The 13,249-nt window shown below is 36.4% G+C and carries 9 protein-coding genes; 3 read left to right on the forward strand and 6 right to left on the reverse strand.

The features are described from left to right. Positions 1-17: 17 nt before the first annotated feature. Positions 18-3,428 carry a type I pullulanase gene (gene pulA, locus OTK00_RS10475; RefSeq protein WP_045168877.1) on the reverse strand — a complete coding sequence of 1,137 codons (3,411 nt, stop codon included), beginning with the start codon at positions 3,426-3,428 and terminating at the stop codon, positions 18-20. Between the two features lie 338 nt (positions 3,429-3,766). Further along, positions 3,767-3,943 (reverse strand): helix-turn-helix domain-containing protein, encoded by a 177-nt coding sequence (locus OTK00_RS10480; RefSeq protein WP_045168876.1) that lies wholly within the window; start codon positions 3,941-3,943, stop codon positions 3,767-3,769. A 175-nt stretch (positions 3,944-4,118) separates the two neighbouring features. Between OTK00_RS10480 and OTK00_RS10485 the strand changes: the two genes are divergently transcribed. From OTK00_RS10485 to OTK00_RS10495, 3 genes are all read left to right on the forward strand, one after another. Next, positions 4,119-4,826: an arginase family protein gene (locus OTK00_RS10485; RefSeq protein WP_045168875.1), complete on the forward strand. Its 708-nt coding sequence runs from the start codon at positions 4,119-4,121 to the stop codon at positions 4,824-4,826. Positions 4,827-4,958: 132 nt separating this feature from the next. After that, a complete protein-coding gene (locus tag OTK00_RS10490) occupies positions 4,959-5,384 on the forward strand; it encodes a helix-turn-helix domain-containing protein (protein ID WP_045168874.1) in 426 nt (141 codons plus the stop codon). Next, positions 5,377-6,597 carry an MFS transporter gene (locus tag OTK00_RS10495; RefSeq protein WP_045168873.1) on the forward strand — a complete coding sequence of 407 codons (1,221 nt, stop codon included), beginning with the start codon at positions 5,377-5,379 and terminating at the stop codon, positions 6,595-6,597. Before OTK00_RS10490 ends, OTK00_RS10495 begins: the two co-directional genes overlap by 8 nt. Positions 6,598-6,660: 63 nt before the next feature. Here OTK00_RS10495 and OTK00_RS10500 read toward each other — a convergent pair whose 3' ends face one another. From OTK00_RS10500 to OTK00_RS10515, 4 genes are all read right to left on the reverse strand, one after another. Beyond that, complete coding sequence (locus tag OTK00_RS10500) at positions 6,661-8,304, reverse strand: response regulator transcription factor (protein WP_045168871.1); 1,644 nt, start codon at positions 8,302-8,304, stop codon at positions 6,661-6,663. A 25-nt stretch (positions 8,305-8,329) separates the two neighbouring features. Next, complete coding sequence (locus tag OTK00_RS10505; protein WP_045168870.1) at positions 8,330-10,153, reverse strand: sensor histidine kinase; 1,824 nt, start codon at positions 10,151-10,153, stop codon at positions 8,330-8,332. A gap of 3 nt (positions 10,154-10,156) precedes the next feature. Beyond that, positions 10,157-11,488, reverse strand: coding sequence for an ABC transporter substrate-binding protein (locus tag OTK00_RS10510; protein ID WP_045168869.1), 1,332 nt, complete (start codon positions 11,486-11,488; stop codon positions 10,157-10,159). Positions 11,489-11,663: 175 nt separating this feature from the next. Then, positions 11,664-13,166 carry an ABC transporter substrate-binding protein gene (locus OTK00_RS10515; protein ID WP_045168867.1) on the reverse strand — a complete coding sequence of 501 codons (1,503 nt, stop codon included), beginning with the start codon at positions 13,164-13,166 and terminating at the stop codon, positions 11,664-11,666. Positions 13,167-13,249 lie beyond the last annotated feature (83 nt).

Below are 13,249 nucleotides of genomic sequence, written 5' to 3' on the forward strand. Positions count from 1 at the left end.
AAAATAGCGGTATTCACTTATCTATCAGCCCAGTTCAAAACAGTATCAGATACAGTCATCTTACCATTGCCTTCATCTTTGACTGTAAGCTTTCTATTTGATATTTCTTCCTTGTTAGCACCTTTTTCAACTGTATCCCAGCTGCCTCTTGTGTATTTGTATTCGAATGTCTCGCCTGCATTGAGTTTTACAGTCACGCTGTATGTGCCATCCTGCATTCTTACAAGCTCTATTGCACCATCTTTGTCACCCGGGTTCCAATCAGCAAGCCCGGCTTTGCCAAAAGAACCTGCCAGGTATATTACATCGTCGTCAGTCCCTGCTGGAACTTTGACTTTAAATGTAACTTCAACATTACCATTGCCATAAACTTTTGGTGCTGCTACAGTAGCAGATGCTGCAATTGATTCAGGATCTTTGCCGGTTACTTTTGTAAAGCCCTGAGGGAATTCTGCGCTCTTGTAAGCAACAAACATTGAAATTGGTGCAACAACAGCCTTGCCCGAAACAAAGTTTGAATAGTTCTTTATGGGCACTGTCCCTACTTCATCACCGTTTGCAACAACAACCCAGTTGCCCTCTGGCAAAGTTATCTCCTGTGCCTTTTTTGTTGAGTTGTAAACAACCACAATATCCTTCCATGTATCTTTTGGGTATGTCAGTCTGTATCCCAGTGTTCCTTTAGGTGTTGGAATAAATGCCAGATAATTCTTTATATCCTGTGCAGTTGTCATTCTGAAAGCCGGGTGAGCTTTCCTCAGCGCAATCAGACCCTGATAGTACTTGAATGTGTTATACCATTTTGCTTTAAGGTTCCAGTTGTACTTATTAACCTTATCACCTGCATTGTATGAATTAGAATTCATATATTTTGTTCTATTGAACTCAACACCACCGTGCAGGAAAGGCACACCCTGTGCTGTTAAAACAATTGCATTAGCAAGTCTGCCCATTTTGTCTTTTATATAATCCGGTTCGTTTGGAACACTCTTTTGAAGTTTGTCCCACAGTGTTAAATTGTGATGCGCTGAAACATAGTTGATACATTCATCAGGGTCGGTAGCAAAATCTCCAAGTCCTCCCTGAATGCCTCGTTTTAAATCCTCAAGCCTGTAAGAGTAGTTGCCCTGCATAAAGCCTTTGGACTCATTGTCCAGATTTCCTCTGATTGCCTCTCTGATTCTATCATTGAAAAATCCTATATGAAGACCTGCCTGGTTAAAAGAACCAATCTCCATTCTGAGCAAGCTTTCAAGTGTTGTTGCACCGGCAAGCCAACCTTCTCCATAGATGACTGCTGATGGGTTTATTTTTCTTATTTCTTCCTGCGCCTTTGCCATTGTAATTCTGTCTATTGCAGCCATCAGGTCAAATCTGTAACCATCTATGTGGTATTCCTTTGTCAAATAGGTCAGAGTATCAATTATAAACTTTCTTACCATTGGTTTTTCGGTTGCAAGCTCATTTCCACAGCCAGAACCGTTAGAATAATTACCATCTTTGTCCTTTCTGTAAAAATACCCGGGCACTATCTTGTCAAAAATCGAAAGCTTTGCATCACCTATCTGGAAGGTGTGGTTAAATACAACATCCTGAATAACGCCAATTCCCGCTTTGTGCAGAGCCATTACCATCTGTTTGTACTCTTTAATCCTTGCAATTGTATTTGGATTTGTTGCATATGAACCTTCAACATTCTGATATAAAACAGGATCATATCCCCAGTTATAGCCAGAATTTGGCTTCGTCTCATCAATTGAACCGAAGTCGTATGTTGGAAGAAGATGCACATGTGTTATACCAAGCTCTTTCAAATGGTCTATTCCTGTCTTTACACCATTTGGTCCCTTTGTCCCTGTTTGAGTAAATCCAAGATACTTACCTCTGTATTCAGGTCTTACACCACTTGACTCATCTATTGTAAAATCTCTCACGTGTGTCTCATAGATTATTGCATCTTCCTGGTTTGCAAGCTTGACAAATGTATCTTTCTCCCATCCAGCAGGATTTGTATCTTTCGGATCAAATATAAGTGTTCTTTCGGAATTTGCAGAAGTTGCCTTTGAGTAAGGATCCGGAACCACATTCTTCCTAATTGTATCGTCTGTCAGAGAATTTGAAGCAAGCCATACCTCATACTGATAATATTTTCCTTTCAAATCGCCCGGTATCTTAAGGTACCATGTTCCATTTGCAGACTGCTCCATATCATACTCTTTATATTTTGTGGTTTTATAATCATCATAAAGTCTCAATACAACTCCAATTGCTGTTGGCGCCCAGAGTCTGAATGTTGAGTATGTCTTTGTATAGGTGCAACCAAGGTCATTACCTTTGTAGTAATATTTTGGATTGTCCAGTATATTTCTTGCCTGAGCAATTGCAGGTTTGAAGCCATCTTTTGATACTACATACGGAACCTGAGGCTCAAGCTCTTCCTCTGTTGTTATTTTAAAAGTATCTACTTTTGTAATCTTTTCATTGCCTGTATAGAGCTCCTCAATCACCTTATCATTGCCCATTCCATCCGGATACCAGGTAGCAGAAGAACCATCCCATGATGTAAATTTGAATTTTGCACCAATTACAACACCATCTTTACCAAGGTCTTTTACAAGTTCATAATAACCTTTCTGTGCATTCCATGTCATTTTCCATGCTGGAAGTGGCTTATATTTACCTTCTGCTGAAGCTGTACCACCCCAGTGGTTCATTGTACCCGAAACATAAACATCAAGCTTTCCAGAGGTATCAGTAAACTTAAAATCACCTGCTCCGGGTTTTAATATAAATCTAACTTTTGTGCCACCATCAATCAGCTCATAACCGACATCTTCTGGTTTGAAATTCTTGTTCACCTTTGGCAAAACAGGCTCAACTTTTTTGATTGCAATTTCATCATGAAATGCTGTAACCTGAAAACCTTGAGTTTTATTATTTGAAAAGATGTCTGCCTTCTTTGCAAGTTTCACAACAATTGTGTTAAGCCCGTCAATAAAAGCCGTCATTTTGGGGGTTTTCTGTGGCTGGGATGTGTAGATTTGCTCCTCTCCTTCAATCAACCAGACTTCCTTTGTACCATCAATGTTGGTGATAAATCTGTCAACCGCAACATCTTTTGCCTCCCAGTTGCCTTTTCGAACAATAATTCCAGCTTTGGTCACTTTGCCTGGAAGTTTAACAACTGCTTTTACACCAAAATCATCTTTGGTTGTAAAATCATATGCTTTACCTTCTGCTCCAACAGGCTCAACAGGCCAAATCCATAGATTCCATCCCTGATAATCCTCGTTATAGCGGTAATAATGAATGATCAGCGTAGTTTTTTCTCCTGCAGCAAAAATTGAAAGTGGCAAAATGATTGAAACTAAAAAGCTCAGGATAATCAATACTGGTAACAAACGTTTGCTTAAATTAACTCTGGACATAAACAAAAACCTCCCTTAAATTAGATTAATAAATGAAGTAAAATTGAAATAAAACAGAGTTTTTAATAAGAATTAAAATAGATAAAAAAACTCTGAGAGACTAAAAATTTATGCAAATGTTTGCTTAGCTTTGTTTTGATTATATAATTTTTGATGAAAATTGTCAATATGCTACAGATTGCATATTTTTATGATTTAAATTTGTGAATAAATCACAAAAAAATAATCCCTGCTTTTTTCACAAGCAGGGATTTATTCATATTCAATATGCAACTGTTTTACTAATTTTGATAACAGTTTATTTAGTAACAGGCTGTTCAAATAACCTTTTGAATATTTCATTTTGCCTGGTAATAGCAGCGCTTTGGCGACTCTATAAAACCTTCGTTTTTAAGTTCTTTTATGGCTTTTTCCACCTCTTTTTTATCAAGCCCGGTTTTTTCCACTATATCCTGAGTCTTTAACGGCTTATCAGAGCTTTTCAGTGTCTGAAGCACTATCTCTTTTGTGTCCATTCTCATCTTCCCCTTTCCAAACTGAGTTTAAATCTTTTTTAATTTTGCTATTTTACATAAGATTATTACCACCATTTCGATATCTTATAACACAAAAGATTTGCAAAAGAAGTGATATAATCATAATTGAAAACTTTATCATTCACACTAAAACCCGGGAAGGAGATGATGAGCAATGAAAAGCTTATTGTCTTCTTCTTATATTTTGATGTTTGACACCTACTATTCCTTTCAACCAAGACTGAAAAGCTCATGCAAAATAATTGACATAAGCAGCATAAGCTCCACAAGATATATGTGCTCAGAAGATACAATGAAAGTGGTGTTTGAGAAGATTAAAAATATAAAAAATTCGCTGTGCTTTCTTGGCTCTGGTGACTTTCACCATTTTACACTTCTTCTTCTCAAAAATATCCCACAAAAGATATCATTAATTGTTTTTGACAAACATGTTGACTATTCAAACTTTTTTAAGGGATTTGTCAGCTGTGGCTCATGGCTAAAAGATGCTTGCAATCTTGGCAATGTAGAAGAAGTATTTGTCATCTCGGAAGAAAAAAAAGCTATAGAAAATCAAAAGCTAAAAATATTTTCACCATCAGAGTACAGAAAAATCCAACCCCATTTTGATGTTTACATAAGCATTGACAAAGATATTCTAAATTGTTCCACTTTAAAAACAACGTGGGACCAGGGAAGCTGCGATGCTGCTACACTTTTTGAGATTCTTTCATACTTTATTTCCAAATACAACATAGCCGGTGCAGACGTTTGTGGAGAACCACCTGTTACTTTTTTTTCACCTGAGCACAAGAAAAGTGAAAATATTAACCTGAGATTGCTAAGCTTATTCACAGCAGGTTCACAGCTTTTAGCCGGATGAAAAACACCTAATCCGTATTTTTCTGTATTTTTTCCTGGTGAAGATAATATTTTGTATTGCAATTGATGTTCATTTAAACTATAATATAATTATAACTTAACTATAATTTAACTGTAATTTGAGGTGATTTTAATGGAGAAAGAGGTTTTGAATTTCGAAGAGGCAGCCAAATTCCTGGAAATATCAAGCAAGACGTTCAATCAGCTTTTAAAAGATGAAGATATCCCCGCACGAAAGATTGGAAGAGAGTGGCGATTCTCAAAAAGGGCTTTGCTTGAGTGGCTTGGCAAAGGTTCTTCAAGAGACTATTTCAAAAGCCAAGCTATTTTGCGTTTTGAAGAAGTAAAAAGTGGAAAAACTGAAAGCCTGGTATCCCATGCAAAAGAAATACTCGACACTATTGCACAGGAAAAGTCAATCACCATTGAAGACAAAAGATTTGAATTTCCTGAAAACGTAGAGATGGAGGTAAAAATCAAAAAAAGAGCTGATGCCATCAAGTTTGAACTTGAATTTGAATGGCAAAATGAAGAAAAGGGAGATGAAGAGGATGAATAGCAAAGATTCAAACATTCGGGAAAAGAAAATATTTGGTATACCGTGGAATGCTTTTATATTTGGTTTTGTAAGTTTTCTGAACGACTTTTCAAGCGAACTTACAATAAGAGCACTGCCACTGTTTTTGAAAAACGTATTGAATACAAAAACATCTATAATTGGACTTATAGAGGGAGTGGCGGACTCAACTGCCACAATTCTTAAAATTTTTTCAGGCTACATTTCTGATAAGTTAAACAGCCGAAAATGGCTTGTTACTTTGGGCTATGGTCTTTCAGCAATTTCAAAACCACTTTTGTACTTTGCAAACAACTGGGTATTTGTGCTTATAATAAGGTTTTTGGACAGAGTCGGAAAGGGCATCAGAACATCTCCAAGAGATGCACTCATTGCAAATACCACAGAAAAAGAGGAGCTTGGGAAAGCCTTTGGTTTTAACAGAGCAATGGACCCGGCAGGTGCAATCCTTGCCCTTCTTACAGGCTCTTTGGTTATCTATTTTTCTTCAAAGAATGCAATCAAACTCACAGACCATTTATTTAAGATTCTGGTGTTAATTTCAATCTTTCCAGTCTTTATTGCTCTTTTTCTCATAATTGCCTTTGCTGTGGATGTCAAAAATGGGAGGAGCAATGCAAATAAAGTGAACCTCTCTTTGAAGGGCTTTGACAGAAGATTTAAGCTGTATCTTCTCACAATTTCAATTTTCACACTTGGCAACTCTTCCGATGCATTTTTGATACTTCAGGCTCAAAACAGAGGTTTGAGTATCCTGGAGATATTTTTAATGTTAGCCGCCTTTAACTTTATAACCACAATCAGTGCCTACCCGGCAGGAATTCTTTCAGATAGAATAAAACGCCAATATTTGATTGTTGCCGGCTGGACTGTATATGCATTGATTTATCTTGGTTTCGGGCTTGCAACAAAAACCTATCAAATAGTTATCCTGTACATTCTTTATGGTCTTTACTACGGTCTCACAGAAGGTGTTGAAAAGGCGCTTGTTGCTGATCTGGTTGAACCCGAAAAAAGAGGAACCGCTTATGGACTTTACAATGGGGCTGTTGGAATATTTGCATTTCCTGCAAGTTTGATTGCTGGATTTTTATGGCAGTATATCTCTCCTTCAGCACCGTTTATATTCGGTGCAGCCCTTGCAATCACTGCTTCTATATCTCTTTTAAAAGTGGTCAGCCTAAAAGAAAATTAAATTTTCTTTTTTAAAATTTTATTTTTCGTAGCAGCTTCAAGCTAAAAGCTACTGCCCCATTTCTTAGCCATTTAATCCTGCATTTCTGAATTTTATTGCTTCTTTGTACTCAGAAGGGCTGTAACCCGTATATCGCTTAAATATTCTTGAAAAATAGTGAGGATCTGGAATGCCAACTTTATCTGCAATTTCATATGTCTTCAAATCGGTTGTTGCAAGAAGTTCTTTTGCTTTTTCAATCCTATATTCATTTATAAAATCAGAAAGATTTTTGCCTGTTTCCTTTTTGAACAGCCTGCTCAGGTAAGAAGGACTCACAAAAAACTTTTCTGAAATCTCAGAAAGTGATATTTCACTGTAAAAGTAGTTTGCTTTGATATATTCAATCACTTTCTTAACCAGGCTGCCCATTTTGCTCTGGTTATGCCTCTGTATCTCCTCAACTGTCCTCTGAATTGATGCTTTGAGCACACCATTTAGATCAGAAATACTCTTGCACTTCAAAATCTCGCTCAAAAACTCAATGCCCTGAAGATCATTTTCATTATTGTCTTGATTTGAATTTGATAGTAATACCTGGGTTTTTATCATGTTTATTTCAATTAACATAAGATAATATAAATTGATTATATACTGCTTGTCAGCCTTTGACCTTTTCAATGTTTCTTCGAGCTCTACCAGAAGAGTATCTATATTGGAAATATTCCCGTACCTCACATTTGAAATAATCTCACTTCTCAAATGCTTCAATTTTTTGTCATCAACATAAACAAAAAGATGCGAAAGGTCTTTGTAGTAGATTATATCTTCATTGTCAAAGTAAAACTTATAATTTATAGCATCAATGCATTCCTTGAATTTACCTGAAAGTTCTATTATACCATAGCCCCAGGTACTGACAACAAGTGTAAGGTCTATGCTAAAACATTCAATAGCTGCCTTTTTTACCTGTTTTAAAAGTTCAAAAAATTCTGTCTCCTCTTTCTTGGAAAGTTCCTGGTTAAAACTCACAATATACACTGCCTGGAAATTATTCAGATATATTGTATATACAGAGCAACCTTCACCAATAAAGTCATTTAGTATGTTAGAAACCCCCAGAAGATACAAATGCCCATTTTGCTTTTCGCTTTCTTCTCTTATCCCACATTCAGCCAGAATCATCACAAAGTTATTTATATCAATTTTATAAATCTGTGCCATCCGAACAATCTCATCTTCATTTGTAATCATTTCAAATATAACATTGAACAAAAAGTTTTCCCTTAAAATTGGTAACTTCTCTTGTAAAAGTTTGTTCGCTTTTTCAAGTTCCTCTATTACCACCCTTTCTTTATTTATCTCAGCAATAGCTTTTTGAACAACGTTTATTATATCTTCCACCTTGGTTGGTTTTAGCAAAAAATCAAACGCACCAAGTTTTATAGCTTTTTGAGCATATTCAAATTCTCTATAAGCTGTAAGAATAATAATCTTGCACTGTGGCAAGATCCTTTTTATTTCTTCAATCATTTCTATGCCATCCATATTAGGCATTTTTATATCAGTAATTACTATATCAGGTGACAGTTCTTTTACAAGCTCCAATGCTTCCTCCGCCGTTGAAGCCTCGCCACAAATCTCGCAGTTCAGGTCTTTCCATCTAATTACATTTCTGATTCCTTTCCTGATCAGCATATCATCGTCCACAATTAGAATCTTGTACATTTTAAAATACCTCTCCTCACAAGTATTATAAGGCATCCTCATATGCTCTTTCTATCGCTTCAACAGAAATTTCTATTTTTATTGTAGTCCCTTTACCCGGCACACTTTCAATCGAAAAGTGAGCATCATTGCCGTATATCAATTTCAATCTTTTTACAACATTCAAAAGTCCAATTCTTGTGTACGACTTTTCCTCCTGTTCAAACTCAAATTCAGCTGCAAGCCCATCACGAATCCTGTTTAGCTTTTCAGGATTTATCCCTATTCCGTCATCTCTGACAATTATGTTGAGCTTTTCATCAAACACATAACATCCAATAAAAATCTTTCCTTTCCCTTTGGGTCTTATCCCATGAAAAACAGAGTTTTCTACAAGCGGTTGAATCAATAGCTTTGGAATCCTGAATTTTAAAGCCTTCCTGTCTGCATCAATCTCCAATTCCAGATTTTCCTCTCCGAAGTTTATTTTCAAAATAGATATGTATGAGGCTATGTATTTTAGCTCTTCCTCAAGAGGCAGAAATTTTTCCTCCTTCAAATTCACCTCCAAAAGTCTTGAAAGAGCTATCACAACATCACTAATTTGACTCACCCCGTTTAGCTGTGCAAGCCAGTTAATTGATTCCAATATATTAAATAAAAAATGGGGATTGAGCTGGCTCTGCAGCGCTTTTATTTCAGCTTCTTTCCTGGTTATTTGCTCTCTGTAAATAGAGTTTATAAGATGGTTTATCTTCTGCACCATACTATTGAAGTTTTCAATTAACAGCCCCAGCTCATCCTTTCTCTCAAGGTCATCTATTGTGGTATACTCCCCACTTCTGACTTTTTTGGTGGCATCAACAATAGCCGATATTGGCTTTAAAAAATCCATAGAGATTAAAAGAGCCATTGCAGATGTTATCATGAAAGATAAAAAACAAAGAATAATAAGCCACATGCGCAGTTTATCTATATCTTTAAAAAGAACTTTTACAGGTATTGATGTTACAATATACCAGTCAATTTCTTTTATTGGCAGTATGTTTACAATATAATCTTTTGAGGTGTATGTGACAACGCCATTTTCATTTTTAATGCTGTTTGCAAGTTTCATGACTTCTTTTTTGTTGATCTGTCCCTTCGTGCAAACAAAGGTGTTTTGTCCAATTAGTGAAATTGCCTGACTTTTTTCTGCAACAAGCTCTGAAAAGGTCTTTGCAAACAACTCTGTGTTTACCATGATTGCTAATATCCCCTGAAATTTCAATGTTCGTGGATTATTTATAGTTCTTGCAATAACAACAGCCGGATTATTATTATCTTCCCCGCCAATGTCTTCAACATACCATACAGGCTTTCCACCGGCGTTTGATGCAATATTATAGAGTTTTTCAAACGTAATGGTCACTGGTACAATATCATCAAGTCCCTTTTTTTGAGATGTGTTGTCAATTATACATATCTTCTTTTCTTTTGTAAAAATACCTATAGACTGAATATCACGATGTCCCAGGATAATCTTTCTGAGTTTATTTGTAAATGAAGCGACATCATCGTAATAGTCCACATTTTGCCCGGCTTTTTCAAGAAGATTATACAGCTCATTTTGATACAGAACATCCTGTGTAATCAAATTTAATTCATTTATTTTATCAACAATTCTCAATCTTGCAGTTTTAATGACATCAGAGGTGTAGCTGACATACTTTTTAAAAATAAGGTCAGAAGAAATCCTGAAGCTTAAAAGACCTATCAGTATTATTGGAATAAATATCTGAATATACGACGCTGCCAGAAACTTTTTGTCTATTGAAATACCTCTGTAATATTTTAAAAATCTATTGAAAATCCCTTTTTGTTTTCCCATTATTTATTCACCCAGTTTTTTTATATTCTCTTCCCATGCCAGAACAGCGTTTTTCCACAGCTGCTCGGGCAAAATTCTCCCATTTAGAACATAAGGAATATTTTTGGTAACAACCTCATCCCAGATAGTCCTATCAATAAAATGGTCTGGTGGTGAAATAAGCACATCTGCATCTTTGATCAGTCCTTCTGCTTTTGCCCTGAGCGGATTTGTAATTTTGGGTGGATTTGTTATTTTTATGTTCGGAATAAGCCCTGTTCTTTCAACAAATATTCTCGCAGTCTTTTCTGATGTGAGATATTTTAAAAGCTTTACTGCCAGACTTCTTTTTTTGGCATCTTTCCAGCATGAAGTACTCATGTAAAATGTTCCGCCGCCAAGTCCATAAATTAGCTGTTTTTTCCCATTCATTTTAACCCGAGGGAAAAAATATATATCCACTGTTCTGGGATCACACTTTGGAATAAACCAGGAACCCTGCACAATCATTGCTGCTTTTTTGCTCAAAAATAGATCATTTCGCTGCTTACTTGTAAGTGTATAATAATTATCCGGAAACGCACCTATCTTGTAAAGCTCCTTTAAATAATCCAGAGCTTTTATGTAAGGTTGTGATATTTTATGATCTTTCAAAGGACTTTCAACTTCCTGCTTTGTCCCAATTGCAACTATTAAGTTCTGATATATGTAGGTACCCTCCGGCTGCGCATTGAATGCAATGGGAACTATTCCATAGCTTCTGAGTTTTTTGCAAACATCTTTGAGCTGTGCAAAATTTTCAGGCATCTTTAAATTATATTTCTCAAATATGTCTTTATTTACAAAAAGACACTCAACTATTGTCTCAAAGGGGAGTCCATAAATTTTTCCATTCCATGTAACATATTTCCACATATTGGGATAAAAGCCTTCATACCACTTTTCATCGCTTTTCAGCAGACCGGTCAGTTCAGCCACCTTACCACTTTTAATCAATATGTCTCTTACAGACCCCGGGAAAAGACCGAAGACATCAGGCGCATTACCCGAAGCAAAATCAGTTTGAAGTTTTATCAAAAATTCATCTCCAAATAGTGACTCATTGACAATTATAATATTTTTATTTTCCTCCTGGAATTTATTCAAAACAAACGAAAGGGTATCCGAATAGGGGTCAACACCACCCCACGAGCTTATAAATCTGAGCTCTGTCTTAGGATTTACTTCGTCATTTGTAATTATTATATTCTCCTGAATATTTTTTTGAGTATTTAAGATCAATATTAGTATTATAACAATAGTAGTTATCAAAGGCATCAAGAATCCACAATATGTTGCCTTTCTCTTTTTAAACATCAGAAATCACACCACTGCATATTGTTTATTTTCTAAACCCTCAAGTAATATTTTACCTTACATTTTTCACACTATCAATATTAATTTACCACCCTGGCAATCGCAAAAATAAAACAGGATACCAGCAGTTATACTACCGGTATCCTGTTTACTTCTTTTTTAAATAGTTTTAATATTATTTTACTCTACCTGTCTTCTTCAAGAACTCATCATATTGTTTCTGAGCCTCTTTTATTATTACATCCACACCAGCCTGTTTGAATTTCTGGATAGCCTGCGGTATATACTTATCCGGATCAACAGAACCTGTCTCGAGCATCGGAATGTACTGTTTCCATACACTCTTGCATGCAGCAACCTGTGTTTTTACCTTTGAGTCATTAAAATTAAATCCAAGGCTCAGGAGTGGTAATGCCTTCTTGTTGTACTCTTCAAAGTTCTTCCACTTGTTCGGATCCTCATTCTCATAGATGTAGTTTATAAACTGGTTACCAAACATCCAGCCAAGACCAGGGCTGTAGTCCTTTGCTTTTGGTCCCGGTGCAATTATTCCTTTTGCTTTATCCTTGAATACATAGTGCTGACCTTCTATACCAAAGTTAACCAGGTTATTAAGATACTTATCTGTATTGAAAAGTTCAAGGAACATAAGAGCTCTTTCAGGATTCTTGGACTTTGCATTTATTGCCTGCATTGAACCAATACATTCTCTTGTTGACATAACAGGTGGTGTGATGTCAATCTGTTTCCATTCATATCCTGTTGAAATTGACATCTCAGCATCCTTGCCAGGCTTTAAGGACTGTGGCATTACAAATACCTTTCCTGCTTTCAGGTCAGTCATCCAGTCTGTTACCTGAGCTGCGTCTTTTCTAATATAACCTGCCAGATAGTACTTTCTTACAGTTTTATAAAGTGCCTTAGTATTTGGCTGCTCAAGTTCATTCACTATCTTTGTGCTCTTGTTGTTTGGATAAAGTGAAACAGGAACATCATCATCTACAACCTTATCCCAGTCAAGTAAAAATCTCGGTGATTCACCCGCATACGCACCCAATGCGTATATACCTGGCTCTTTCTGTTTAATAACTCTCAAATAAGGCTCCAAATCTTCCAACTTCTTAACTTTCTTGAACATATCCTGAAGTTTGTACTTTTTCACAAGATCCATTCTCACAATAAATCCCCAGTTATGAGCCTTTTCTTTGTTTGCAGGGATTGCATACAAAATCCCGTTGATTGAAGCACCTTTGATAAAGTCATCACCCAAAAGCTTCTTTGTCTTGGGTGCATACTTTGAAAGATAGTCTTTCCCCGGTTTGTTGAGCGGTAAGAATGCACCCTTTGCAACATTTGTTCTGTAGTTGTTTGTCCAGATAGCTGTGAAGCAGATGTCAAATGGCTCACCAGCTGCAATCTTTGTCTGCATTCTGTCGTTGTACTCGCCCCAGTCAAACATTGTCATCTTGATCTCAGCATTCAGCTTTGGTTTGATGTACCCGTTTACCTTCTGGTTAATCAAATCCCAGTCCTTCTGTGGTGTTCCAATGACATACCATGTGAGCTTAACATAAGGAAGCTTTGATGAAGAAGCTGCAAAACCACTTACAATGCCAATCACGCTTGTCAATACAAATGCCACTGCAAGCATCACTACAAACAGCTTTTTGAGTTTCACTAAAATCAACCTCCCCAAGTTTTTTGTTTTTATTATAAGCCTCCGGCCGCCCGCATATTGCAGGCATCCGAAAGCCTATAACC

The organism is Caldicellulosiruptor morganii, from assembly GCF_026810225.1.
Taxonomy (GTDB): Bacteria; Bacillota; Thermoanaerobacteria; order Caldicellulosiruptorales; family Caldicellulosiruptoraceae; genus Caldicellulosiruptor; species Caldicellulosiruptor morganii.

Bases quoted from the DNA above. Each gene is read 5' to 3' on its own strand.
- pulA (WP_045168877.1), bottom strand. From the start codon at position 3,428: ATGTCCAGAGTTAATTTAAGCAAACGTTTGTTACCAGTATTGATTATC.
- OTK00_RS10510 (WP_045168869.1), bottom strand. From the start codon at position 11,488: ATGTTTAAAAAGAGAAAGGCAACATATTGTGGATTCTTGATGCCTTTG.
- OTK00_RS10500 (WP_045168871.1), bottom strand. From the start codon at position 8,304: ATGTACAAGATTCTAATTGTGGACGATGATATGCTGATCAGGAAAGGA.
- OTK00_RS10495 (WP_045168873.1), top strand. From the start codon at position 5,377: ATGAATAGCAAAGATTCAAACATTCGGGAAAAGAAAATATTTGGTATA.
- OTK00_RS10480 (WP_045168876.1), bottom strand. From the start codon at position 3,943: ATGGACACAAAAGAGATAGTGCTTCAGACACTGAAAAGCTCTGATAAG.
- OTK00_RS10485 (WP_045168875.1), top strand. From the start codon at position 4,119: ATGAAAAGCTTATTGTCTTCTTCTTATATTTTGATGTTTGACACCTAC.
- OTK00_RS10490 (WP_045168874.1), top strand. From the start codon at position 4,959: ATGGAGAAAGAGGTTTTGAATTTCGAAGAGGCAGCCAAATTCCTGGAA.
- OTK00_RS10505 (WP_045168870.1), bottom strand. From the start codon at position 10,153: ATGGGAAAACAAAAAGGGATTTTCAATAGATTTTTAAAATATTACAGA.